Source organism: Streptomyces sp. NPDC004031, assembly GCF_053604375.1.
This window is the reverse complement of the sequence record NZ_JBSGHL010000003.1, coordinates 210,902-234,725: the sequence shown is the minus strand read 5'-3', so window position 1 is coordinate 234,725 and position 23,824 is coordinate 210,902. Positions and strand designations below refer to the sequence as shown.

Annotated in this window: 23 protein-coding genes and 1 pseudogene; 13 read left to right on the top strand and 11 right to left on the bottom strand. The window is 72.8% G+C overall.

Annotated features, from left to right (window positions below):
• Positions 1-238 precede the first annotated feature (238 nt).
• Entirely contained in the window at positions 239-1,183 is a 945-nt protein-coding gene (locus ACWERV_RS03275) for an NADP-dependent oxidoreductase (protein ID WP_452928054.1), read from the top strand.
• 790 nt (positions 1,184-1,973) lie between these two features.
• Here ACWERV_RS03275 and ACWERV_RS03270 read toward each other — a convergent pair.
• Positions 1,974-2,314 (bottom strand): annotated as a pseudogene (locus ACWERV_RS03270) (dienelactone hydrolase family protein); the annotation flags it as partial.
• Between the two features lie 280 nt (positions 2,315-2,594).
• On the opposite strand from ACWERV_RS03270, the gene ACWERV_RS03265 reads away from it, so the two are divergent.
• Positions 2,595-3,128 (top strand): GNAT family N-acetyltransferase, encoded by a 534-nt coding sequence (locus ACWERV_RS03265; protein WP_452928052.1) that lies wholly within the window; start codon positions 2,595-2,597, stop codon positions 3,126-3,128.
• 6 nt (positions 3,129-3,134) lie between these two features.
• Here ACWERV_RS03265 and ACWERV_RS03260 read toward each other — a convergent pair whose 3' ends face one another.
• Positions 3,135-3,938 carry a maleylpyruvate isomerase family mycothiol-dependent enzyme gene (locus ACWERV_RS03260; RefSeq protein WP_452928050.1) on the bottom strand — a complete coding sequence of 268 codons (804 nt, stop codon included), beginning with the start codon at positions 3,936-3,938 and terminating at the stop codon, positions 3,135-3,137.
• Between the two features lie 285 nt (positions 3,939-4,223).
• On the opposite strand from ACWERV_RS03260, the gene ACWERV_RS03255 reads away from it, so the two are divergent.
• The gene (locus ACWERV_RS03255) at positions 4,224-4,784 is read left to right on the top strand and encodes a hypothetical protein (protein ID WP_452928047.1); all 561 of its coding nucleotides are present in this window, start codon (positions 4,224-4,226) and stop codon (positions 4,782-4,784) included.
• A 6-nt stretch (positions 4,785-4,790) separates the two neighbouring features.
• Here ACWERV_RS03255 and ACWERV_RS03250 read toward each other — a convergent pair whose 3' ends face one another.
• Both ACWERV_RS03250 and ACWERV_RS03245 read right to left on the bottom strand, forming a co-directional pair.
• Positions 4,791-5,807: a zinc-dependent alcohol dehydrogenase family protein gene (locus ACWERV_RS03250; RefSeq protein WP_452928045.1), complete on the bottom strand. Its 1,017-nt coding sequence runs from the start codon at positions 5,805-5,807 to the stop codon at positions 4,791-4,793.
• Between the two features lie 112 nt (positions 5,808-5,919).
• On the bottom strand, positions 5,920-7,236 hold the full coding sequence (locus ACWERV_RS03245) for an ATP-grasp domain-containing protein (RefSeq protein WP_452928043.1): 1,317 nt from the start codon (positions 7,234-7,236) through the stop codon (positions 5,920-5,922).
• Between the two features lie 165 nt (positions 7,237-7,401).
• On the opposite strand from ACWERV_RS03245, the gene ACWERV_RS03240 reads away from it, so the two are divergent.
• On the top strand, positions 7,402-7,815 hold the full coding sequence (locus ACWERV_RS03240; RefSeq protein WP_452928040.1) for a peptidoglycan-binding domain-containing protein: 414 nt from the start codon (positions 7,402-7,404) through the stop codon (positions 7,813-7,815).
• Positions 7,816-7,888: 73 nt separating this feature from the next.
• Here the strand turns inward: ACWERV_RS03240 and ACWERV_RS03235 are convergent, their stop codons facing one another.
• Positions 7,889-8,863 (bottom strand): LacI family DNA-binding transcriptional regulator, encoded by a 975-nt coding sequence (locus tag ACWERV_RS03235; protein ID WP_452928037.1) that lies wholly within the window; start codon positions 8,861-8,863, stop codon positions 7,889-7,891.
• Between ACWERV_RS03235 and ACWERV_RS03230 the strand changes: the two genes are divergently transcribed.
• Positions 8,832-9,272 carry a hypothetical protein gene (locus ACWERV_RS03230; RefSeq protein WP_452928035.1) on the top strand — a complete coding sequence of 147 codons (441 nt, stop codon included), beginning with the start codon at positions 8,832-8,834 and terminating at the stop codon, positions 9,270-9,272. The genes ACWERV_RS03235 and ACWERV_RS03230 overlap by 32 nt on opposite strands.
• A 17-nt stretch (positions 9,273-9,289) precedes the next feature.
• Here ACWERV_RS03230 and ACWERV_RS03225 read toward each other — a convergent pair whose 3' ends face one another.
• Complete coding sequence (locus ACWERV_RS03225) at positions 9,290-10,291, bottom strand: DUF6807 domain-containing protein (RefSeq protein WP_452928031.1); 1,002 nt, start codon at positions 10,289-10,291, stop codon at positions 9,290-9,292.
• Positions 10,288-11,577, bottom strand: coding sequence for a Gfo/Idh/MocA family protein (locus ACWERV_RS03220; RefSeq protein WP_452928028.1), 1,290 nt, complete (start codon positions 11,575-11,577; stop codon positions 10,288-10,290). Before ACWERV_RS03220 ends, ACWERV_RS03225 begins: the two co-directional genes overlap by 4 nt.
• A 203-nt stretch (positions 11,578-11,780) precedes the next feature.
• Between ACWERV_RS03220 and ACWERV_RS03215 the strand changes: the two genes are divergently transcribed.
• The gene (locus ACWERV_RS03215; protein WP_452928025.1) at positions 11,781-12,512 is read left to right on the top strand and encodes a cupin domain-containing protein; all 732 of its coding nucleotides are present in this window, start codon (positions 11,781-11,783) and stop codon (positions 12,510-12,512) included.
• 226 nt (positions 12,513-12,738) lie between these two features.
• Here the strand turns inward: ACWERV_RS03215 and ACWERV_RS03210 are convergent, their stop codons facing one another.
• On the bottom strand, positions 12,739-14,181 hold the full coding sequence (locus tag ACWERV_RS03210) for an endo-1,4-beta-xylanase (RefSeq protein WP_452928081.1): 1,443 nt from the start codon (positions 14,179-14,181) through the stop codon (positions 12,739-12,741).
• Between the two features lie 615 nt (positions 14,182-14,796).
• On the opposite strand from ACWERV_RS03210, the gene ACWERV_RS03205 reads away from it, so the two are divergent.
• The 3 genes from ACWERV_RS03205 (at position 14,797) to ACWERV_RS03195 (ending at position 17,783) form a co-directional block, all read left to right on the top strand.
• Positions 14,797-16,227 (top strand): extracellular catalytic domain type 1 short-chain-length polyhydroxyalkanoate depolymerase, encoded by a 1,431-nt coding sequence (locus ACWERV_RS03205; RefSeq protein WP_452928022.1) that lies wholly within the window; start codon positions 14,797-14,799, stop codon positions 16,225-16,227.
• 67 nt (positions 16,228-16,294) lie between these two features.
• Complete coding sequence (locus ACWERV_RS03200) at positions 16,295-16,945, top strand: polysaccharide deacetylase family protein (RefSeq protein ID WP_398174558.1); 651 nt, start codon at positions 16,295-16,297, stop codon at positions 16,943-16,945.
• A gap of 82 nt (positions 16,946-17,027) precedes the next feature.
• Positions 17,028-17,783, top strand: coding sequence for an N-acetylmuramoyl-L-alanine amidase (locus tag ACWERV_RS03195; RefSeq protein WP_452928018.1), 756 nt, complete (start codon positions 17,028-17,030; stop codon positions 17,781-17,783).
• Between the two features lie 19 nt (positions 17,784-17,802).
• Here the strand turns inward: ACWERV_RS03195 and ACWERV_RS03190 are convergent, their stop codons facing one another.
• From ACWERV_RS03190 to ACWERV_RS03180, 3 genes are read right to left on the bottom strand one after another with little or no spacing between them, the layout of a single operon-like run.
• On the bottom strand, positions 17,803-18,576 hold the full coding sequence (locus ACWERV_RS03190; RefSeq protein ID WP_452928016.1) for a WbqC family protein: 774 nt from the start codon (positions 18,574-18,576) through the stop codon (positions 17,803-17,805).
• 17 nt (positions 18,577-18,593) lie between these two features.
• On the bottom strand, positions 18,594-19,256 hold the full coding sequence (locus tag ACWERV_RS03185; RefSeq protein WP_452928013.1) for a YdcF family protein: 663 nt from the start codon (positions 19,254-19,256) through the stop codon (positions 18,594-18,596).
• A complete protein-coding gene (locus tag ACWERV_RS03180; protein ID WP_452928011.1) occupies positions 19,256-20,266 on the bottom strand; it encodes a hypothetical protein in 1,011 nt (336 codons plus the stop codon). The genes ACWERV_RS03185 and ACWERV_RS03180 overlap by 1 nt, the downstream gene beginning before the upstream one ends.
• 303 nt (positions 20,267-20,569) lie before the next feature.
• On the opposite strand from ACWERV_RS03180, the gene ACWERV_RS03175 reads away from it, so the two are divergent.
• The 4 genes from ACWERV_RS03175 to ACWERV_RS03160 all read left to right on the top strand — a co-directional run bounded on the left by ACWERV_RS03175 (position 20,570) and on the right by ACWERV_RS03160 (position 23,758).
• Positions 20,570-20,734, top strand: a complete 165-nt coding sequence (locus ACWERV_RS03175; RefSeq protein ID WP_452928008.1) for a hypothetical protein — start codon at positions 20,570-20,572, stop codon at positions 20,732-20,734.
• A gap of 121 nt (positions 20,735-20,855) precedes the next feature.
• Positions 20,856-21,782 (top strand): hypothetical protein, encoded by a 927-nt coding sequence (locus tag ACWERV_RS03170; RefSeq protein WP_452928005.1) that lies wholly within the window; start codon positions 20,856-20,858, stop codon positions 21,780-21,782.
• 36 nt (positions 21,783-21,818) lie between these two features.
• The gene (locus ACWERV_RS03165) at positions 21,819-23,042 is read left to right on the top strand and encodes a tetratricopeptide repeat protein (RefSeq protein WP_452928003.1); all 1,224 of its coding nucleotides are present in this window, start codon (positions 21,819-21,821) and stop codon (positions 23,040-23,042) included.
• 182 nt (positions 23,043-23,224) lie between these two features.
• Entirely contained in the window at positions 23,225-23,758 is a 534-nt protein-coding gene (locus ACWERV_RS03160; RefSeq protein WP_452928000.1) for a class IV adenylate cyclase, read from the top strand.
• The last annotated feature ends 66 nt before the right edge of the window (positions 23,759-23,824 follow it).

Genomic DNA, 23,824 nt, shown 5'->3' with positions numbered 1-23,824 from the left:
GGTCGTAGCGGCGCAGGGCCGCGAGGACGTACAGCACCCACTTGTTGGCGAGGGCCTCGACGACGGTGCGCGAGGGGCAGTCGCGCCGGTAGGTGGCGTCGAGTTCTTCCGGCGTGATCCGCCCCGACATGGTTTCCATAAGGTACCTGGATATCAATCAGGTGCCTTCTTCACAAGAGGTACCGGCGCGTCGTTGGATGTGACCACCACCCCTCGACGAGCCCGGGAGAACGTCCAGATGAGCCCTCAGATGCGTGCGGTCGGCCAGCGCCGCTACGGCGGTCCCGACGTCCTGGAGGTCGTCGAACTCCCCCGCCCCGTCCCCGGACCGGGCCAGGCGCTCGTGCGCGTCCAGGCCGCCGGGGTCAACCCGGCCGACTGGAAGATCCGCTCCGGCGCCATCCGCCGCCTCGGCGAACCGCCCTTCACCCTCGGCCTCGACGTGTCCGGCGTCGTCGAGGCGGTCGGCCCCGGCGTCACCCGGGTCCGCCCCGGCGACGAGGTGTACGGCTGCGCCTTCCCGCCGGGCGGCGCCTACGCGGAGTACACCGCGGTGTCCGCGGACGCGATCGCCCTGCGCCCCCCGTCCCTCGACCCCGTCCACGCCGCCGCCCTGCCCGTCACCGCCCTCACCGCCTGGCAGTCCCTCGTCCACACCGCCGGCGTCACCGCGGGCCACCGCGTCCTCGTCCACGCCGCGGCGGGCGGCATCGGCCACCTCGCCGTCCAGATCGCCAAGTCCCGCGGCGCGTACGTCATCGGCACCGCGCGCGCCGCCAAGCACGCCTTCCTCCGCGACCTCGGCGCCGACGAACTCGTCGACTACACGACGACCGACTTCGCCGCGGCCGTCCACGACATCGACATCGTCCTCGACCCGATCAGCGACACCTACGGCCCCCGCTCCCTCCCCACCCTCGCCCCCGGCGGCCACCTCGTCGACGTCCGCGGCACCGGCCCCGACCGCACCGCCGTCCGCGCCCAGGCCGCCGAACTCGGCCTCCGCTTCACCGAATTCGGCTTCACCCCGTCCGCCCCCGACCTGGAGGAGATCGCCACCCTGATCGCACGCGACGCCCTCCACGTGACCGTGGACCACGTCCTCCCCCTGGAGGAGGCGGCGAAGGCACACGAACTGAGCGAGTCGGGGCGGGTGACGGGGAAGATCGTGCTCACGGTCTGACCACCGGAACGGGCCCGGCGGCGGAGGCCGCGGAGCAGCCCCGGCATCAGCGCTCGGGTGAGGGCTCCACGGCAGCGGGAAATCCCAGCGCGTCCAGGAGGTCGAAGAAGACGTCCTCCGCCAAGCCTTCCTCCGAGCGCAGTACCTCTTCGATACGCGCGCGGTCCGCCACCCCGACGCCCGCGGACGCGGCCCAGGCGATGGCGTTCGCCGCGACGTCCGGCACCTCCGCATCGAGTTCCGCGCGTATGAGGCGTGCCGCTTCCGCGAACTCGGGGCTGCTCCACCACACGCTGCTGTCGTCCATGTCCTCGGGATCCTCGACCCTGAGCTGGGCGGCCACGTCCGGGTGGAGCCAGGCTTCCCACTGCCGGCCGTCCGTTCCGAGGCCGGTCAGGTGAGCCATGTCGCTGTCGTAGAACCACGCGGTGCATGCCGGTGCACCCGTGGATGCCACGAGAGCGGGCAGCCGGCTCACGTTCCAGCTGTCCAGATCCAGCTGAAGCGTCTGCCAGCCCCCGGGCCGTGGCCACAGGGTGTGCGCTGCGGCCCTCCCGTCCCGGCCGAGCCCGTCGAACACCGGTGCTTCCAGGAGCGGTCGCTCGCTGCGTGCGACGATGAAGTGGCCCCAAAAGCCCATGATCCCCTGCTTTCGAAAAGGTGTCCGCATGCTAGGGCCGGGCACTGACAACGCCCTGGCCCACCGCGGCCGCCCGGGGGGCGGGCGGCGGCCCTCCCCGGCCTCCGCTGCGAGCCGCAGCCTCAGCCGCCGTTCAGGGCTCGGCCCAGCAGGGGTGATCTCGGAGGTGTGGCGGACGCCCGCGGCGTCCAGGGCGCTGTCGAGGCCGGCGAGGGCCTCGGGCGTCACGTCGCCCTCGGCGTGGCCGAGATGCGTCTCGGCGGTGAGTCCGGCGAAGAGGCCGGGCCCGTCGGCGAGGAGGCCGAGGTCCGGGCCGTCCCGGTGGAAGACGTCGGGCACGAACACGTAGTAGCCGTGCCCGGCCGGCTCGGGGCCATCTCCCTTGTCACGGGCCGGATCCCGAACCCGTCGGCGTGCATCAGCACTCCCGGGTGCTGGTCCCCCTCCTCGGGGAAGGCGGCGACCGCGTCGGCCCTGCCGTCGGCGCTCAGCGGAGCACCGGGTCAGCGATCCGTGCGCGGCGCGAGGCCGTCCCGGTAGTCATGGCCGCAACGTAGTGCAGGACCTGGGCTTCGATGCGGACTCCGGTGCCGACTCGGACACGACCGGGCCGCGTTGTCGGCGGGGTGGGGAAGCCCCCACATGGCAGCGCGATGTCGCCGCTGCCGGAGAGGGCATCCTGGTCAAGGCGGGCCACCTCTACGAGCTGGAGTACGAGTTCGCCTGACCCGGCCCCGTCGAAGAGCCGTCGCACAACCCCGAGGAGACCACGTGAACCAGCACACCACCGCCCCCGGCGTCCTCGTACGCGGGCGGCGGGACAGCGATCTCGCCGCGGCGGCCGAGGGGCTCGGCGTCGTGCACGTGACGGACGGCTATCCGATGGAGAAGGTGGGCGACCCCGTGGGGTGGCTCAGCCCGCCGGGGATGGTGGGGGCGTGGGTGGCGGAGCTGGAGGGGCGGGTGGTCGGGCATGTGGCCGTCACCCGGGGTGGCACGCACGAGGTCGCCGTGCGCATGTGGGTGGAGCAGAGCGGGGCCGACCCCGGCGAAGTCGACGTCCTGGCACGGCTCTTCGTCGTCCCCGAAGGCCGGGGGCACGCGGCCGGGGCCGCGTTGGTGGCGGCGGCCACGGCGGACGCGCGGGCCCGCGGGATGCGGCTCGTCCTCGACGTCCTGAGCAAGGACGCCGCGGCGATCCGGCTCTACCGGCACCTGGGCTGGACCGAACTCGGCTCCGTGGTGCACGAGTTCGCGAGCGGTCCGGTGAACGCGCTGTGCTTTGTCTCGCCCGAGGGGCCGTGAGGAGCGTCACGGCGCCCTGAACAGCCCCGGGAAGCGTGGGGCCAGCCAGGGGCGGGGGCCGGAGGGGAGGACGGCGCCGCGGGTGGCGGCGGACCAGGGGGTGCGGCGGCCCAGGGCCATGAGGAGGAAGCTCACCGGTTCCAGGGCGATCGTGCAGTCGGGGCGGCGCGGCGGTTCGTCGCTCACCTCCACCGCGCCGGAGGTGAAGGTCACCGCGAAGGGCGGGACGGCGGTGCCGCGCAGCCGGAGGCGGTAACAGGCGGTGTGGGCGGCGGCGTTGCGCGGGTCGACGACGCGGGGCATGGCCGTACGGAGGAAGGGGACGGTCAGGGCCGCGTTCGCGGGGGTGAGCATGTGGGGGCGGCGCAGGGCCACCGCGATGTCGTAGCCGTGGCCGAGGATGTGCGTGAGCAGGTAGGAGCCGAAGGTCGCCAGGTCCATCGGGCCCATGGGGGTGTCCGCCGGGGTGGACGGGGGGCGGGACGCGGCCGCGGCCGTGAAGGCGCGGGCCGAGGCGCTCATCGCCTCGGCGAGAACGGCCGGGTCCCGCTCCGCGTAGGCCGCGAGGGCGTCCGCGTTGGCGGCGGCGAGCCCGCCGGGGGTGCCGTCCCCGTACGTCCCGTGCTGCTCCCCGGCCGCGAGCCCGGCCATCAGCCGGTTGGCGAGAACGAGGTGGGCCGCGGCCTCCGCGACCGTCCACGCCGAGCGGGGTATGCGCACCCCGGCGCCGGGCCCGGCCGCGCCCCGCAGCAGCTCGGCGGTACGGTCGGCCGCGTCGTGCACGGCGAGGGTCACGGCGTCGGTGCTCATGGCCGAGAAGCGTGCGCCCCCGCGGACGTCCTGTCCAGAGGCTGTCCGGAAGCCGTCCGAAGGCCGTCCGGAGGCTCTCCGGAGGCGCCGGCAGCGGGCGCCGGACCCGTGTCCTCCGCCCGTGCGGCAGCCCTATGCTGCGGGCGTGGACGAACAGGCCCGCGCCTGGCGGGAGGTCAAGCGGGGGCTGGCCCGTGAACGCCGCCGGCTGACCTCCGCGGCGCGACGGCGGCCGCGGCCCCTGCTGGAGCCGGTGCCGGCCGCGGAGTCCCGGCGGCGCGCGGGATGCGGGTGGTGGGCGCGGTGTGGGCGGCGGTGGCCCTGCCCGTCGCGGGTCTCGTCCGCGCGCAGGTCCTCACCGCGGCGTTCACCGGCCTCTGTACGCTCGCCGCGATGTTCGCGGGGCAGCTGGTCGTCGAGATGTACGTGGGGGACGCCGAGCGGGTGACCGTCGATGTGCGGGACGGCCGGTCCCTGCTCTCGGCGATGACGCTCACCGGCACGCGCACGCTGGACCTCGGCGCGCTGGTCCGCGTACGCCGCTTCGAGACGTACGGGCGCGGGGTCCGCATCGACCGGCTGCGGCTGCTCGACCGCAACGGTGTGCGGCTGTCCCTCGCGGACGGGCAGGACGTGGTGGCGGCGCTGCGCCGGGCGCTGGAGGCGGATCCCGGCGTGGAGGTGACGGGGCACGCCGGGGCGGCGCTCGGCCGCTCCCGGCGGTCCCGCCCCCGCGCCTGGCTCGACAGCTTCTGCGGGCTGTTGCTGATGCTGGCCTCGCCGGCGGTCCCGGCCCTCGCCGGTTACGCCGTGACGGCCGCCCTCGCCGGGACGCCCCCGTTCTGACCGGTCTCAGTGCTTGACGTGCTCGACGTGCTCGACGGTCAGCACCGTCTTGCCGACCCGGTCGTCCGCGTCGAGGTAGCGGTGGGCCTCGACGACGTCGGCGAGTTCGAAGGTGCGGTCGACGACCGCGCGGAAGGCGCCCGCGCGCAGGCCCGCGCCGATGAACGCGGCCGCGCGGCGCAGGCGTTCGGGGCGGTGGGTGGTCTCGAAGACGAGGAAGGTGCGCAACGCGACCGGGGGCATGCCGAGTTCGAGCCCGGGGTACGGGGTCGGTTCGCCGCTGAGGCCGCCGTAGACGATGTGGGTGCCGTCGGGGGCGACGAGGCCGAGGAGTTCGCGGACGCCGGGGCCGGCCACCGCGTCGAGGACGAGTTCGACGCCGCGGCCGCCGGTGGCCTCGCGGACCGCTTCGGGGACGTCGTCGGTGGAGGTGACGACGACCTCGGCGGCGCCCTCGCGCAGCAGCGCCTCCTTCTTCGCCGGGCCGCGGGTCAGGGCGATGGCGCGGGCGCCGATGCGTTCGGCGACGTGCAGGGCGGCCAGGCCCACGCTGCTGGAGGCGGCGTTGACGAGCACGGTGTCGCCCGGCTGCAGCCCGCCGACCTGCACCATCGCGCCGTACGCGGTGAGGTACGGCATCCACACCGCGGCGCCCTCGACCGCGCCGAGGCCCTCGGGGCGGGGGAGGACGGCCGCGGCGGGGACGACGGCGCGCTCGGCGTAGACGGCGTGGTCGTTCTGCGAGAACGCCGGGATGACGCTGACGGGCTGCCCGGCGGTGAGGCCGGTGACGCCCGGTCCGACGCGCTCGACGACGCCCGCCGCCTCCGCGCCGAGCCCGGCGGGGAACTTCCGCACGGGCTCGATGTAGTGGCCCGCGCGGAAGAGCGCCTCCGCGCGGTTGAGGCCGATCGCGTCGACGCGCACCAGCACCTCGCCGGGGCCGGGCTCGCCCGGGTCGGCGTCCTCGACCCGCAGTACCTCGGGGCCGCCGTATTCGTGGAAGAGCACCGTTCTGGTCATCGCGTCCGTCCTCCGGTCGTCGTCCGTCAGGGGGCGGTCCGCGAGATCGTCGCGCCGCCCTCGACCCGGTCAACTCCCGTGATGCGACGCGATCTTCCCGACGTGCGCAGGATCACCCGGTCGCCGGAGCGGCCGCCTCCTCGTGGAAGGCCACCGCCGCCTGCGCGGGCACCCGCGCCGGCCCCGCACCGCCCGCGACCCGGCCGCCGTCCAGTCCGCCGTCCAGCCCGGTCAGCGCCGGGACCGGGGCCTGAGCCGGGGCCTGAGCCGGGGCCTGCGGGCCGACCTGCACCGCGGACTCCGTGACGGCGACGCGCCCGCCGAGCCGCGGCTCGGGCAGCACACCGGGCTCCCCCCGGACGAGCAGACGCACCGCCGCCCAGGGGAGGTTGAGGCCGGTGAAGGCGGTCTGGAAGACCCCGGCGGAGGGCCGCGGGTTGGCCTCCAGCAGCACCGGGCGCCCGGCGCGGTGCCGGAGCTGGACGTTGGACAGGTAGGCGAGGCCGAAGTGCTCGACGACGGCCCGCGCGATGCCGATCGCCTCGGGGTCGTCGAGCAGCAGCCGGTAACGCCCCTGCTTGGTGCGGGGGACGGCGGCGAGCGGCACCCCGCCGGGCGCGGACAGGCAGTCCACGCTCACCTCCGGGCCGTCCAGGTAGGGCATGACGAGGAACTCCGGCACGCTCTCGCCCGCCTCGGCCGCCCGCTCCAGCGCCTCGGCGACGGCCCGTACCGACACCACCGGCACGGGCGGCGCGAGCAGGTCGCGGATCCGCAGCGGGCGGTCGTCCAGCACCCGGAAGCCGAACGCCGAGAACTCCCCGGAGGGCTTGAAGCACACCCGTTCCCCGTCGGCCGTCAACTCCTCGACGGCGGCGCGGAATCCGGCGGCGTCGCGCACCGCCCGCCACGGCGGCACCGGCACCCCGGCGGCCCGCGCGGCCTCGTACGTACGGGTCTTGCTCGTCAGCGCGGTCACCGCGTCGGGCGGCGAGCACATCAGCCGGGTGCCGAGCGCGGCGAAGTCGTCGGCGCGGCCCGCGAGCGCGGCGAGCCGGCGCGGCGGTATGAGCACGTCGATCGCGTGCCGGCGGCAGAAGTCGAGGGCGAACTCGGCGTATTCGGCGTCGCCGACGTGGCGCGGCTCCACCTCGGACACGTCGCACGCGGCGAGCGCGGGGGCGTCCGGATCGACGTTGGTGCCGTGGATGCGGACGGCGACCCCGTCCGGGTTGTCCCGCAGCATCCGCATCACCTGGGTGGAGGCCACGCCTGCGCTGCTGAGCCAGATCCGAAGTGCGATGGCGCGCTCCTCACGGTGGGGGCCGACGAGTCGGCGGCGGGGGTGGAGCCGGGTGGGAGGGTGAGCGGATCGTAACCCGGTTCGATGACGGCCAGGTTTCGCGTGAGCGGACGCTCGCGGCCGCAATACGGCCGTCGCGACCCGGAGTTGAGGGCACCCGGGTATGCGGTCGCGTTCGGGCGACGCGCCTGGGGGATGTTGGCGTGATGTTGGCCGGTCGTTGGACGGCCCTGGTTCGCTGCTGCTGCCCGGCGGTCGCCGGGCAGCAGCAGCGCTAAGGGGGACACGTACGTGTTCAGCAAGATCCTGGGCCGCGCCGCGGTGGCCGCGACGGCCGCGGGCCTGGCACTGGCCGTCGGCATGGGCACGGCCCAGGCAAGCACCAGCTCGCCCTACGTCGGGTACGGCTACACGAACAACACTCACGCCGTCTGGTGCGTGCAGCACCTGGCGAACGACGTTGCCAAGACGTACGGCGGCCCGACCATCACCGAGGACGGGGTGTTCGGGCCCGCCACCTACAACGAGATCCGCTGGTTCCAGGGCTTCGTGTGGTTGCCGGTGGACGGCGTCGTCGGCAAGGCAACCGGCTACGCGCTCCTCGACTGGGGCGACCGCTACTACGGCGGCAACGGGTACTGCATGGGCTACGTCCCGTCCACGTCCGACTACGTCCCGCCCTCCCCGCCGGTCGAACTGGACTGACGCGGGACGGCCGCCTGACGGAGTCGTACGGCCGGGCCCGTCCACACCCCGGCCGTGCGGCTCACCCGCCCGCTCACAGCTCCGGCGGCTCCGCCGTGCTCCCCCGCACCACCAGGCTCGTCGCCAGCTCCACCCGGCGCATGCCGGGCTGCACACCGCGCCCGAGGTCGAGCACCAGGCGCGCCGCGGCCTCCGCCATGTCCACCAGCGGCTGGCGGACGGTCGTCAGCGGCGGGCCCATCCACGCCGACACCGGCAGATCGTCGAAGCCGACGACACTCACGTCCTCCGGGATGCGCAGGCCGAGTTCGCGGGCGGCCTGGTAAATGCCCATCGCCGTCACGTCGTTGCCCGCGAAGAGCGCGGTGGGGCGGTCACCGGCCGGGGCGGACAGCAGCTCGCGGGCGATACGGTGACCGGCCTCGGTCTGGAAGGTGCCGTGCCGGACGAGGCTGTCGTCGCACGCGACACCCCCGGTCTCCAGCGCCGCGCGGTAGCCGTCGATCCGGGCGCGGCCGCACAGCACGCTCTCCGGGCCGCCGATGACGCCGATACGGCGGTGGCCGAGGTCGAGCAGGTGGCGGGTCGCGGTGTAGCCGCCCTGCCAGTTGGTGGTGCCGATGGAGGGGACGTCGTCGGCGGGGTACCCGGCCGGGTCCATGACGACGAAGGGCACGTCCCGGCTGACCAGCAACTCCCGCTGCTCGGCGGTGAGATCGGACATGACGAGGATGACGCCCGCCGGGTCCCGGGTGAGGACGCCGTCCACCCACGACAGGCCCATCTCCTCGCGGCCCGAGGACTCCGACAGCACGACCGTGAGGCCCTCCTGCCGCGCGACGTTCTCCGCGCCGCGGATGATCTCGGTCGCCCACATGCTGATCAGCTCGTGGAAGACGATCTCCAGCAGGCCGGACGGGCGCGGGCGCGCGGCGCCGCGCTTGCGCCGGTAGCCGTGGTCGCGCAGCAGCGCCTCGACCTTGTCGCGGGTCGCCGGGGCGACGTGGGCGCGGCCGTTGAGGACCTTCGAGACGGTCGGCGCGGACACGCCCGCCTGGCGGGCGATCTCCGCGAGCGTCGCGGGCACGGCGGGCCCGGCCGCTCCGGCGGCCCCGGAACCCCCGGCGGCCCCGGAACCCCCGCCGGTTCGCGCCCCACCGGCCGACTTCGGCCCACCGGCCGTCCTCGACCCGCGGACCGTCGACGCACCGGACGTCCTCGCCCTGCCGGCCGATCCGCCGCCCGCCGCCTGGCCACCGGCCGACACGGGCCCACCGGCCGACACGGGTCCAACGGCCGACGCGGGCGCCTCGGCCGACGCGGGTCCGCCGGTCGCGGCCGATCCACCGGTCGCGGCCGATCCACCGGTCGCGGCCGGTCCGCCGGTCGGCGACGGCCCGTCGCCCGGCCTCGGCTCGCTGGCTGCGCCCGCTTTCCGCCGGGTGCGCGGGGTCTGACCTGTCACCTACCCATGCTACGGAACGTCCCTGTGCTCTTCCGCCAGCAGGGCCGCGCCCGCGAGCGCCAGGGCCCGGGTCCCGGCGGGGCCGCGGTCGCCGTCCGCGACGGCCACGGCATAGGACCTGACCAGCGTCTCCCCGTCCTCGACGGTGACCTCGCGGTCGAAGAAGGGCGCCGGGCAGACCGCCGCGAAGGGCGTGGAGCGCACGAACCACCGCACGTCCGCGCCGCCCGGTTCGTTGTCCGGGGCGTCCACGAAGGCGAGCGTGGAGGAGCGGCCGTGGCCGTCGTGCGTACCGGTGAAGCCGAGCCAGGGGGCGCGTACGCCCATCAGCTCGTCGCCGCCGCTGCGGCCGGGGGTGTGCACGGTGCCGCCGGTGAAGTCGCGCGGCCCGCGCCAGAACAGGCCGCCGTAACCGGCGTCGGGACGGCCCTCGGTGGTGGGGCTGCCGATGACGGTACGGGTGCCGCGCACATTGGTGAGCGCGGTACGGAAGAGCAGCGCCCAGGCGTCCTCGCCGGGCAGCAGGGCCGCGACGAGCCGCCGCTCCTCGGTGAAGCGGCGCTCACCGCTCGCGGCGTGCCAGTGCAGCGTCTCGGTGACGCGCAGCCGCCCGTCGCCGCCGAGGTCCAGCTCAGGGAAGCCGACGTGGTCCATGGAGCCGTTGTTGTCGTACTGCCGGTAGCCGGTGCCGCGGCGGTACGTCACCCCGCCCCAGAAGTTGTCGTCGTCCACGTTGGGGAGGGAGAGCGCGAGGCCCTTGTGCCAGATGTGGTCGTGCGGCCGGTAGATGCTGACGGCGTCCCCGCCGAGGGTGCGGAGGGGGTGGAAGTACGGCCGCGGCGACTCCAGTCGGGCGTCCCACGGCCGGTAGACGTAGCGGGCCAGCGGGCGGCCCCGGTAGGTGAGCCCGAGGGACGTGCCGACCTCGTGCGTGAGCCCGAGCCCGCCGGGCACGGGTTCGGTGCCTTCCGCCGGTCCGGCGGGCGGTTCTGGCGTACGGACGTCGGTCACCGGGACGGCTCCTCGGGGCTCGCGGACACGGCGGGGACGGCGGAGGCTGCGGCCTCGGGGGGCCAGGGGGCGCCGGGGCCCTGCATACGGCGGTGGTACGGGTCGGCGGGCCCGATCGTGCCGCGGGCGACGGGCCTGCCCTCGAAGGCCGAGGCGTACGTGGCGGCGACGAACTCCAGCGTGCGGCGCGCCTCGGCGAGCGTCACGGGCGGCGCGGCCCCCGCCGCCACCGCGTCCAGCACCGCCGCGAACTGCGCGGAGTGCCCGGACGGCCGCCCGCTCGGGCCCGCCTCCCACGCCGCGGCCACCGCGTCCTCGTGTCCGGGCGCGGGGTGCACCCGCCAGTCCGCGTCGCCGTAGCCGTACAGGTGCTCCAGCTCGACCGTGGCGTGCTCGAAGTCGAAGCGCAGGTAGCTGGTCTCGCGCGGTGAGAGCAGGGAGTTGACGACGGTCGCGACGGCCCCGCCGTCGAAGGTGGCGATCGCGCACGAGACGTCCTCGGCGGCGGTGGGTCGCGCGAGCCGCGCCGCGACGGCCGTGATCTCGCGCCACTCGCCCAGCACCGCGAGCAGCAGGTCGAACTGGTGGATGCCGTGGCCCATCGTCGGGCCGCCGCCCTCGGTCTCCCAGCGCCCGCGCCACGGCACCGCGAAGTACGCGTCCGGGCGGTACCAGAGCGTGTGGCAGACGGCGACGAGCGGACGGCCCAGCGCCCCCGACGCCATCGCGGCCCGCAGCCGGGCGGCGCCGGAGCCGAAACGGTGCTGGAAGACGGTCGCGAAGAAGGCGCCGCCCGCGCGCTCGGCGGCGCCGATCTCGTCGAGGTCGGCGAGGCTCAGCGTCGGCGGCTTCTCGCACAGCACCGGCACCCCGGCGGCCAGGCACGCGAGCGCCTGCTCCTTGTGCAGGCCGGGCGGCGTGCACAGGTGCACCAGATCGGGGCGGGACTCCGCGAGCAGCGCGTCCAGGCCGGTGAAGCGGCCGGGCACCTGCCAGCGGTCGCAGAAGGCGTCCAGCCGCGCGTGATCGACGTCCGCGGCGGCGACGATCTCGGCCCGCCCGCCGAGCGCGGCCAGGCTCTGCGCATGGATCCCGGCGATACCGCCGGTGCCGACGATCGCGACGCGTACGGGTCGGCCGGGGGCGGCCGGGACGGTGCCGGGGCCTTCCGGGGCCGGACCTTCGCCGCCCCCGGCTGCGTCCCGGCTGCCGGGGGCGCGGCCGTCCGCGCGGACGCCCTCGCCGTCGTCCGCGCTGCCGATTCCGCCGGTGCTGCTGACGGGCACACGTCCTCCTGCGGTTCCGCCCCGCCGCTCCGGGGCCGCTCTTTCGGAAAGCTTTCCGAACGATATACGGTCGCGGTGCGCCGCCACCAGACCCGGCCCCGCCCCCTCCGACCGGCCCGAACGCCCGGACCCCACCCCGGAAGGGGAGAATCCGGGGCACCGGCCCCGCAGGGAACCCGCCCGCCCGTCGAAGGGATGCCCGCATGACGCGCGACATACCGCTGCTACCCGGAGGCGTGGGCCTGTCGCGCCTGCGCGTCTACCCCTGGGCCACCGCCGACGACCTGCACGGCGGCTCCCCGCACCTCCATCTGACCTGCACCGAGGCGTACTACGTCGTCGGCGGCAGCGGCGAACTGCACACCCTCACCGCCGCCGAGGGGCTGCGCCGCACCCCGCTCGCGCCCGGCGACACCGTGTGGTTCACGCCCGGCACCATCCACCGGGCCGTCGACACCGGCGGCCTGGACGTCCTGGTCGTCATGCAGAACGACGGTCTGCCCGAGGCGGGGGACGCCGTCATGACCTTCCCGCCCGAGCACCTCGCGAGCCCCGCCGCCTACGCCGCCGCGGCCTCCCTCGGCGACGGCACCCCCGCCGAGCGCACCGCCCGCGCCCGAGCCCGCCGCGACCTGGCCGTCAGCGGCTTCCGGCAGCTCGCGGCGGAGTACGGGGCGGGGCGGCCGGAGGCGCTGGAGGCCTTCCACGCCGCCGCGGCCGCGCTCGTCGCCCCGCGGCTGGACGCGTGGGAGGCCGCCTGGCGGGAGCGGGCCGCGACAGCCGCCGCGCGCACGGGCGAGCAGATCGCCGCCCTGCGCCGGGGCGCCGCCGGGCACCTCGCGGACGCCGCGGTCGTCAGGGCCGCGGCCCCGCCGCAGGACGTCCTCGGCATGTGCGGCCACCTCGCGCCCACCCGCCGGGAGGACGCCCGCTGAGACCGGCCACGTGGGATCGCCCACGGGGAACCGGCCACGGAGACCGGTCGGCCTCGGACATGCCGAGGGGGCGCGCCGCAGCGCGCCCCCGGGTAGCCCCGGAGCCCGGACAAGGCAGGCTCCGGAGCCGGTCACGGCGGCGGCGCGGCAGTCAGGGAGTGCTGCCGCGCCGCCTGTTGTCTTCATCCTGTCCACGGATGGGGCGCTTTACCCCTCCGCGGGCGGGTCAGCTGGTGGTGCAGCTGATGGTGGGGCTGGGGGCTGTGCCGTTGCCGGTGAAGCCGTAGGTGGTGCCGGCCCCGGCGCCCAGGGCGCCGTTGTAGGAGGCGTTGGTGACGGTGACCGCGCCGCTGGTGCCGGTGTTGGTGCCGTTCCAGACCTGGGTGATGCTGCTCCCGGACGGGAGCGTGAAGGTGGTCTTCCACCCGGCGATCGCGGCGGTTCCGGTGTTGGTCACCGTGACCTCGGACTGGAAGCCGCCCTGCCAGGAGTTCACCGTCTTGTACGTGGCCGAGCAGCCCGAGCTGTTACCCCCGGTGGAGCCGGAGGTCGACCCGGCGGTGGTCCCGGTGGACGTACCGGTCGAGGTCCCGGTGGACGTACCCGTGCTCGTACCCGACGAGGTGCCGGACGAGGTGCCGGACGAGGTGCCCGTGGACGTACCGGTCGACGTACCCGTGGACGTGCCGGAGGACGTACCCGACGACGTACCGCCCGTCGTGCCCGTGCCGCCGCCGAGCGCGGCGATCACCGCGTCGTAGGCGGGCTTCTTCTGGTAGTTGCCGTCGAAGAGCAGCGGGGTGTCCTGGCTGTGCCAGCTGTACTTGTCGGTGATGCCCCACACCGTGATGCCGGTGCAGCGGGTCACGCCCATGCACGCCTTGACGATGTTGCTGAAGTTGGTGGCCTGCGCGGTGCCGGAGCCCGCGACGTCCACCTCGGTCAGCTGGACGTCCACGCCGAGGTCGGCGAAGCGCTGGAGGTTGGCCTGCATGTCGGAGGTGACGGGCGACTGCGGGTTGAAGTGGCCCTGGAAGCCGACGCAGTCGATCGGGACACCGCGCGCCTTGAAGTCCTTGACCATGTTGTAGATGGCGGTGCTCTTCGCGTTGATGCCATCGGTGTTGTAGTCGTTGTAGCAGAGCTTGGCGTTCGGGTCGGCGGCCCGCGCGGTGCGGAAGGCCTCCTCGATGAAGCCGTCGCCGAGCTTGTCCTGGAAGGGCGAGCTGCGGTGGGTGCCGGCGCCGCCGTCGTTGAAGGCCTCGTTGACGACGTCCCAGGCGTAGATCTTGCCCTTGTAGTGGTTCATCACCGTGGTGATGTGGTTCTTCATCGCGGCGTCGAGCGCGGTCGCGCTGAGGTTCGAGACCCAGCCGGGCAGCTGGGAGTGCCACACCAGCGTGTGGCCGCGGATCAGCATGTTCTGCGCCTGGGCGTGGGCGACGATCTGGTCGCCGGGCGCGAAGTTGAACGAGTTCTGGGACGCCTCGATGGTGTCCCACTTCATCTCGTTCTCGGGCGTCACCGCGTTGAACTCGGCGTCCAGCGTGGACGCGTACTGCGCCTCGCCGAGGTGGGCCGTCGAGACCGCGGTGCCGAAGTAGCGGCCGCTGGCCGCCGCCGCGTCGCCGAGGTTGCTGGCCGCGTGGGCGGTGCCGGCCGTCGCCATCAGGCCGAACGTGGCGACCGCGCCGGCCGTGGCCGCCGCGACGGCGACGCGCACACCGGTGCCGGTACGTCTGCGGACCTGCCCGCGGTCCCGGAGGGAATGACTGAACACTTCCAACCTCTTCTTTCCTCTTCAGCTGGCAGTCCGGACAGCGCGGTGCGCACCGTCCGAACGGGTGGGGGTCCATTCGCGAGGGTGGTGTCAGCCACGGGAGTTGTGCCGCGGATGCGGCGTGGCCGGGAGGAGGGTGGATCGTCCGCCAGTGTGGACCCTGGGGTTCGAAACGTCAACGACTCCTTTCCGAAACAACCGGAGGGCGGGAAAGGGCAGTTGACGGCCCGTCGCACGGAGCCGCGAGGTCCCTCGTGGTGGGCGGTTTTCCGGTGTGCGGCGCGGGGTACACAGGGGTGCCCGGCGGCGCGGGGGCGGAAGGGCGGACCGTGGCCGGATGTATTGACTCGGTCACTTTTCGGGCCTATGGTGCCCGAAACATTCGCGACAGGGTCGAAAACTTTCGCAATGTGTCACACGGGTCCCACCCGTGCCACCGCCCCCTGCGGAGAGGGAGCCTCCACGAGGGCGGCACATCCGGATTCATCGGAAGGACAGCAGGCCATGCCCCCCACACGCGGGCCGAACGACCCGAAACGCACCACCACCCGGCTGCGGACGCTCCTCGTCGCCCTGGGCGCCGCCGTCGCCGCGATCACGGCCACCGTCACCGTCACGTCGCAGAGCGCGAGCGCCGCCTCGCTCACCGAGGTCACCAACTTCGGCAGCAACCCCGGCAACCTGCGGATGTACGAGTACGTGCCCACCTCCGTGCAGGCCAACCCGCCCGTCCTGGTGGCGGTCCACTACTGCACCGGCACCGGCCCCGGCTTCTACTCCGCGACCGAATTCCACGCCCTGGCCGACCAGTACGGCTTCATCGTCGTCTACCCGGACGCCAACATCAGCGGCCAGTGCTTCGACGTCTCCTCCTCCGGCGCGCTCACCCACAACGGCACCAGCGACCCGGCGAGCATCGCCCAGATGGTGAGCTACGTCGAGCAGCACAACAACGCCGACGCCAGCCGCGTCTACGTCACCGGCGCGTCGTCCGGCGCGATGATGACCGACGTCCTGCTCGGCGACTACCCCGACATCTTCAAGGCCGGCGCCGCCTTCATGGGCGTGCCCTTCGGCTGTTTCGCCACCAACGACCCCTCGGGCTGGAACAACGCCTGCGCCAACGGCCAGATCAGCCACACCCCGCAGGAGTGGGGCGACATGGTCCGCGCCGCCTACCCCGGCTACAGCGGCCCCCGCCCGCGCGTGCAGCTGTGGCACGGCACCGCCGACACGACGCTGAACTACAACAACTTCGGCGAAGAGATCAAGCAGTGGACGAACGTGCTGGGCGTCAGCCAGACCCCGGTCGTCACCGACACCCCGCAGTCCGGCTGGACCCACACCCGCTACGGCGCGAACACCTCCCAGGCCCCGGTCGAGGCCTTCAGCATCGCGGGCGTCGGCCACTCCCTGCCGACGAACGGCATGGCGGCGAAGGCCATCGCCTTCTTCGGCCTGGACGGCTCGGGCAGCACGACGGGCGGTACGTCGTCGGGTACGTCCACGGGTACGTCGACCGGGACCTCGTCGGGTACGTCGTCCGGTACGAGCACGGGTACGTCCACCGGGACCTCGACCGGTACGTCCACCGGGACCACCGCCGGTTCGACCTCCGGTTCCACCGGGGGTAACAGCTCGGGCTGCTCGGCCACGTACAAGACGGTGAACTCCTGGCAGGGCGGCTTCCAGTCCGAGGTCACGGTGACCAACACCGGAACCGCCGCGATCGCCGGGTGGAAGACCACCTTCACCCTGCCCTCCGGGAGCAGCATCACCCAGGTCTGGAACGGCACCAGCACCGGCACCAGCGGCGCGGTCACCGTCACCAACGCCTCCTACAACGGCGCCCTGGGCGCCGGGGCGAGCACCACCTACGGCTTCACCGGCAACGGCACAGCCCCCAGCCCCACCATCAGCTGCACCACCAGCTGACCGGGTAGGGACATACCATCCGAACCAGTGGCACCACCCCGTAGTACCGCACGACAGGAGCACCGCCGTGACCACCACAGCAGAGGAACCGGCCGGCCGTCTGGGCCGGAGCACGTCCGTCGTCGAGGCCACCCGGCAGGTCGGTTCGTACCTGGCCCTGACCTTCGACGACGGGCCGCACCCGGTCCACACCCCGCGTCTGCTGTCCGTGCTGCGTGAGCACGGGGTCACGGCGGTGTTCTGCCTGTGGGGCGCGCACGCGCTCGCCCACCCGGAGATCGTCCGGGCGATCGTCGCCGAGGGCCACACGCTGGGCAACCACGGCATGCACCACGACGACATGACCGACTGGGACGAGGAGCGCGTGCGCGCCGACCTGGAGGAGACCTCGGCGGCGATCCGGGCCGCGGTGCCGGGCGCGGCCGTCCCGTACTTCCGGGCGCCGTTCGGCAACTGGGGGCGTACCCCGGCGGTCGCGCGGCGGCTCGGCATGGTGCCGCTGGGCTGGCGGGTGGCGGCCGAGGACTGGGAGCCGCCGGGCACGCAGGAGCTGGTGCACCGGGTCGAGACGCGGCTGACGCCGGGCGCGGTGGTGCTGCTGCACGACGGCGGGGGCGACCGTTCGCAGACCGTCGAGGCGGTGGCGGCGCTGCTGCCGCGGCTGAGCGCCCGCGGGTGGCATTTCACGGGTCCGGCCCGTAGCTGCCGGGCGGCGTAGAAGCCCAGGTCAGCGGCCTTTCGCTCACCCGACCGGCCCACACCGGCTGCCGCGGGCCCGCCGAGGCCCGAGGCTGGACGGCATGCGGTCGAACAGGACCACGTCGGTGCCGGTGATCATGGCGCTGGCGTTTCTGGGGGCCTGCTCGGTACCGGATCGTCCGGTGCAGGAGCCGAGGCACCCCCATGCCGTGCTCCACCCCGCCGCCCTGCGCCCCGTCGTCATCGGCCGTGCCGCCTGGCACGCCGACCAGGCGGCCGTCCGTCCGGGCCTGATCTACGACCACGACGTCAAGGCCGTCTTCATCCACCACACGGACAACCCCAACGACTACGACTGCGTCAAGGACGTCCCCGGCATGCTGCTCGTCCTCGAACAGCAGCACATCGCGGCGGGCTGGGACGACCTCGGCTACAACTTCGTCGTGGACCGCTGCGGCGGCATCTACGAGGGGCGCACCGGCAGCATCGACCGGGACGTGCGCGGCGCCCACACCGAGGGCTTCAACGCGGACACCATCGGCATAGCCGCCCTCGGCAACTTCGGCCCCGGCAAGCAGGTCCCCCAGGCGATGCTCCGGTCCATCGCCGAGATAGCCGCCTGGAAACTCGACCCCGCCGAGACCCCGCTCGGCCACGTCCGCCTGGTCTCCTCCAACGGCGGCAGCCGCTTCGCGAAGGGCACGTCCGTCTCCGTCAACGTGATCTCCGGCCACCGCGACGTCTACGAAACCGACTGCCCCGGCCAGGCCCTCTACGACGACCTCCCCTGGATCCGCGAAACAGCCGCGGCCCTCCGCGCGAAGGCCACCTACACGGACCCGCCCCGGCAGCGGTGACCTCCCGGCGGCAGGGCCCTCAGCCCGCCTCAGCCGCGTCGGCGGAACCGCTCTGCCGCGATGTGACAACGGCCGTGCGCAGCTCGTCGAACGCGACTCTCACGGCAGAAGGCCCGTACGCGGCGAGGGCCCACAGCGCAGAGACCTTCGCCGCCCCGGTCCACAGGCCCCCAGCCGTTACGGGTGGCTGGAAGGGATGGACGTGGAGCCGGCGATCGGCGAAGGGGCGGTGATCGAGGTAGCGCAGGCCACCGGTGCCGCAGAGGTAGGTGTCGGCGCTGACGGCTGTCGTGAGGTCGGCCAGACGCAGCGAGCGTTCCGGGGAAGCAGCGAGGTCGCTGCTGCGCACGATGGTGCCGCGCCAGCCCATGACGTCCAGGAGGACCCGTGTTGTGGCCTCGGCAACGGCTGCTGTGCGGCCGGTCCCGGCGACGGTGTGGACGACCAGTTCGAGCGCGGCGTCCAACTCCCGCCAGTGGCGGCTGGTGCGATAGCTCTGGGACGGCAAGGAGCCCAGCCGAAGCGCAGCGCGTCGCCGGTCGGCGAGTTGGGCATCGCGAATCAACGTCGCACGGCCGTGCGGGAGATGGGTTTCCAGAGACAGCCACTGCTGTTGCCGCGGGTCGCGGAGGGCGGCGAGGCGGGCCCTGTGCTGGTAGTCGCGGCGGACGAACTGGACATCGTCAAGGACCACCCAGACGTCGGACACGTACAGCTTCGCCATCGTGGAAAGACGCGGCAGAAGGTTGGGCTGATGGATCGCGCAGAAGCGCGTGGGCTGCGTCGTGGGCATGCCGGTGCGGCGTGCTCTCAGGCGGGGAGGAGCCAGGTGTCGTAGCCGCGGGCGCGGAGCCGTTCGAAGGCCTCACGAACGTCTTCCGGGACATGCTGCTCGACGGAGAAGCCGCGCCTCGGGTACTCCATCACCCGCTCCATGTCGCCCATGAGCATGTCGATGAGCTGCTTCTCGTCGTCGTGCGTCGCGGCGTACTCCTCGAACGGCAACGGCTGGGAGACGCACACCGGCTCCACGCCGGGCCACAGCTTGCGGCAGGTCGCGTAGGCGCGGCGCTGCATGTAGGGCATGGAGATCAGCAGCACGGTGGTCACCGGGACGCCCGCGTTCTCCAGCGCCTCCCGGGAGTAGGCGATGTTCTGCCCGGTGTTGGTGGCCTTCGGCTCCAGCAGAATCGCCGCGTCCGGTACCCCGAGCGACAGCGCGTGCTCGCGGTAGTGGACGGCCTCGCCCCGCGGGAACCGCTCCCTGGTCGCGTCACTGGTGTCGCCGGTGAAGACCACGACCGGGAACATGCCTGCGTGGTACAGCTCGGCGGCGGCAGCAGCAACCCCGAGATCGAGGCTGCCGAGCGCGATCGCGGCGGAGCAGGTCCGCGGCTCGTGGCCCATCTGGTGGAAGTCCCAGAGGGTACGGGCGTCAGCCCGGTCCGCGTCGTTGATCGGATTATGGCCCACTACGTGTACTCCTCGCTCTCGCGGATCCTCGTGATGCTGCTCAGTTGGTGTCCGAGGCCGTACCGGACGGCCACATCCGAAGCGCGGTCGAGTACGGCATGTCCCGCGCTGTGCGAGGTCGGGTCGGTGAGCAGGATGTGGCCGTGTGCGGTTTCCATCTGCACACGCTGGAGCGGGGTGTCGAAGCGGCCGTTGCGGCGGGCGGTGTCGATGTAGGCCAGAGCCCGGGTGAGATCGCCGGTGCCCCGGTGGGCCAGCGCGAGCTTCTGCTGGGCGGCCGCCCAGTCCTCCGGTTCGTCGAGTTCCTCGAACCACCGGGCTGCTCGCCCCATGACGTGAATGGCGAACTCGTTGCGGCCGTCCTTGGCCAGGGCGGTGCCGACCCACAGGAGGGCGCGGGCGCGGTCGGCCGAGCCGAGTCTCTCGTCGGTGGTGAGCTGCTGGTAGCGGGTGGCGGCCAGGGTGAGGCGTCCGGCCATTTCGGTGACCACGGTGAGAGAGAGTTCGACCTGTGCGGCTCGGCGGGGGATGCCGAGTTCGGTGAACACGTCATGTGCGTCGTGATAAAGCCTCTTCGCGGTCAGCAAGTCCTGGAAGGTGCCCTGGAGGCGGCGCAGGTCCCCGGACAGGACCAATGAACGCCCATACAGGTACAGACCTTGATCGTCGAGGGCGCGGGGCTGGGCGTGACTGAGCCGGCGCTTCAGCAAGGTGGCGGCGAAAGCGAAGTCCTGACGGTCCAGGCAGATCGCAATCCGCTCCAGATCCTCCGTCCACGTCTCGTGGTCGGCGATGGCGAGGGAGGACGTACCGCTCGATCGGCGCGGCGGTGAGCCCTCCGTGAGAAGTTCTTCGAAGCGGGCCTGGGCGGTGGTATCCGAACGGGCGAGAGCCTCGTCGAGGATGGCCTGGGTGTCAGGCCAGGGACAGGTGGCCGCTCCGAATTTCTCCCACTTGGAGACGGTCCGGACCCCGACGCCGAGGTGTGCCGCATAGACGCGCACGCTCATGCGCAGTGCCTGCCGGAGTAAGCCCGCCTCGCGGCCGGTCCATCGCCTCACGGTTGCCACGGGGCGCCCCCTTCCTGCCGACAGGAAATCACGGACGGCGACCGAGGGACCACGGAAGTGCCACGAAGGTGCAACGCCCGTTCATTCCCGGCTGACTGGGCGTGAGCCACGCTGGCTTCCACCCGCACGCCTGGGCCGCCACTCACCCCGGCGCAACGACACACCTGCACGACGGCCGGCCCAGACCGAGGAGACTGCCCGCCCATCTCCGGACGAGCAGAGCCAACCTGAGGGGAGAAGCACATGAGCAGCGACATCGAGCAGGCCCCGGAGATCACCGCCCTGACGCGGCGGCTGGACCACTCCGTCCCGGACGGCGACTTCGCGCCGACGGTCACCGGCCTCACCCGGGCCCTGGACCACATGGTCCCGGACGGCGACTTCGCGCCCACGGGAGCCGAGAGCTGATCCGGCCCCGCAGTGACGCCGTCTGGTGACGGCATGGCGGGTCGGCTCGGCGTGACCAGCCGAGCCGGCCCGATCCCCTCTCGATCCGCCATCCGCTCGTTCCGCCCGAGGAGAGTCCACCGTGTCGACCACGATCGCTACCCGCGTACCGCCCGGCTCCTTCTTCGACCTCACCCGCAGTGACCCGGAATTGGCTCAGCTCCGCGAGGCGGGGGCCGCGCAGGCCCTCCCGTTCGCACTGATGGGCCGCATCCTGCGCTCGGACACCTCGTACGCGGAGCACGCCCGCGCTCTGCGCAGCGAGCGTCTGACGGCAGCCGGGGCGACCTTCGACTGGTACGACGCCGAGCTGCCCCGCGAGATCGCCGACGAAGTGAACCTGGCGGACTACCGAATCATGGAGCACACCGACGAGCGGCGAGCAGAGCTGACGGCCGCTCTGGTCCGCCTGTCGGTGGTTCACCCCAAGGGCTTCGGCCGCATGCGTGAATTTGTTCGCGGCATGCTGTGGGTGGGCCTCAGGCCCGGTGTTCACGCCTCGTCGCTGACCAGCTCCAGCGACCCGGCGCTCCCGTACGTCATCATGTTCTCCGACAAGGCCCGGCACCACATCCCTCCGAACACGGTCAGCACGGATCCGTCTCCCCGATTCCTCGCGGAGAACCTGCTGCACGAGGGAACGCACCAGTCGGTCGCGCTGCACATCCACCAGCACCAAGTCTTCGCCGACGGGTACTCGTCCGAAGCTTCCCCGAAGATCCAGATCGCTTGGCGGGCCGGTCAGGGGATTGCCCGCAACCAGTTCTGGGAGATCGATCGTGCCTTCCACGCGACCTGCGTCTACGGCCAGTTGCTGCAATTCCGCCGGTCCGAACTGGACCGCGACGATCTGACCGCCAACGAGCGTGCGAGCTTTCAGAGCGCCTACGACGAGGGGCTGTCGGCTGCCCGCTACCTGACGCGTGAACTCGATACCCTGGGCGAGCACTTCACCCGGCACGGAGTGGAACTGCTGACCGGCCTGCGCCGGCAGATCGACGAGCTGTAGCACCACGCTGAGCCGAACCGAGTGAGGGAAGGTCCCGTGCTCCAGCACCTCATCACACAAGACGCCGACCTGCGCATGGTCCCCACCGACCGGGCCGAGTTGACCGCTGCGGTGGACCAGCTCCGCGAGGAGCTGTCCACCGGGCCCGACCCCGACCGCATCCGTGTCCTGACCCGGTGGATCGGCATCGCGCAAATGAGCCTGGGGGATTACCGCGAGGCCCGCGCGTTCCTCCGCCAGTCGCTCGGACTGGCCACCACCAGCGGGAACATCCGGGCCGTCGTCGCCACCCAGCTCAACCTCGGCGATGCCCACCGCTACGCCAACGACGCCGGGGCCGCAGAGACGTTCTACCGCAGCGCCCTGCACACCGCGCGGAGCAGGTGCCCGGAACTCGTCGACTTCGCGCTCCAGCACTTCGGCAAGCACCTCATGGAGCACGGCGACCTCACCGGTGCCCACGTGCACCTGGAAGAGGCGCTCCGGCTCCGGATCGCCAAGGGGAACGCCGAACTGATCGAATCCACGCAAGCCGCGCTCGAACGGGTCGATGCGATGATCGGCAACGCCGCCGTATCGGCGTCGGCCGTCACGGCAACGCGTGGGTGGAGCCGCCGATGGACAACGTGGCTCCAGACCCACACCGCCGTTGGCGACCCGGCGCGGTGGCACGAGGGGGCCTCGTCCGTCCAGGAGGCAGTGCGGAGCCTTGTCGTGCACCAGCGGGTGCAGCCCCAGCACCTGCGGGACCAGCCGTTTGCCGCCGAGTTGGTCGCCGCCATGGCGGCGGAAGCCGAGAAGGCCCTTTCCGCTGACGGGTACCGGCACAACGGCAAGCGGAACGCGGCCGTCGGCGAGGCCGCGAACAACTTCACCGCCCAGATCGACCTGGCGGCGATGGTGGCACGGTCCACCGGCCTGGATGTCGAGCAACCGCACACCGGCGTCTACATCGGCTACACGGAAGGGCAGTTCCTCGACTTCCACGTGGATGAGGCCGGGTTCGGCGACGCCAACCTGATCGTCTGCCTCAGGCACACTCGCCGTCCCGGGGCAGCCCCTGCCAGTACCACGGTCTTCATCAACGCCGACGGCTACCTCGCGTACGACCTCGGTGTGGGCTGCGGAGTCGTCTTCGACGGCGCACGCACACCGCACGGTCGGACCCCGCTCGGTGCCGGGGAGAGCATCACCCTCATCAGCCTCGGCTTCCGCGCGCGGGAGCGCGTCCTCGCGGACCTTCCCCCGGCTCCGGCATAACGAGTCCTGTTACGTCTCGGGGCCAACCCCGCGGCGGCGCGTGGACGCCCCGCAGTCGCCTCCGTACGCTGGGTGCACGGCTCGGCGGTGGTGCGGCTGTTCGTGGACGGCGCGGCGGCCTACTGGACCTCTCGGCACTTCGTTCCTACGTGCCCCGAACCCCGCCGTGAGGGGAGCGCGCCATGACCGTTACCGAGTTCGAAGCGAAGGTCCTCGACGTCGAGCCGGAGGAGTTCCGCGCGTTGCTGACCGCCGCCGGGGCCGAGCACCTGTGCGAACGCCTCCAGCGGCGCTACGTCTACGACATCCCCGGCCAGTCCGGTACGTGGGTCCGGCTGCGCGACACCGGCAGCGAGATCACGCTGTGCGTCAAGGAGATCCACTCCGACGCGATCGACGGCGTCGCCGAGACGGAGACGACCGTCGGCGACTTCGACGTCATGAACGCCCTTCTCGGCAAGCTCGGTTACCGGCCGAAGGCGTACCAGGAGAACCGCCGCTCCTCCTGGTCCCTGAACGGCGCGGCCGTCGAGATCGACGAATGGCCGCTGATCCCCCCGTACCTGGAGATCGAGGGGAACAGCGCCGACCACGTCCACGCGACAGCGCGCGCACTCGGCTTTCCGCTGACCGAGCTGACGAGCGAGAACACGACCAAGGTCTACCGCCGGTACGGGATCGACATCGAGGCGATTGCCCGGCTCACGTTCGAGTGAGGTTGAGGGCACCTTGTCCGTACGCGGATGTCCGGACACCCGCTGCCGGCACGTCCGGCGAACAGG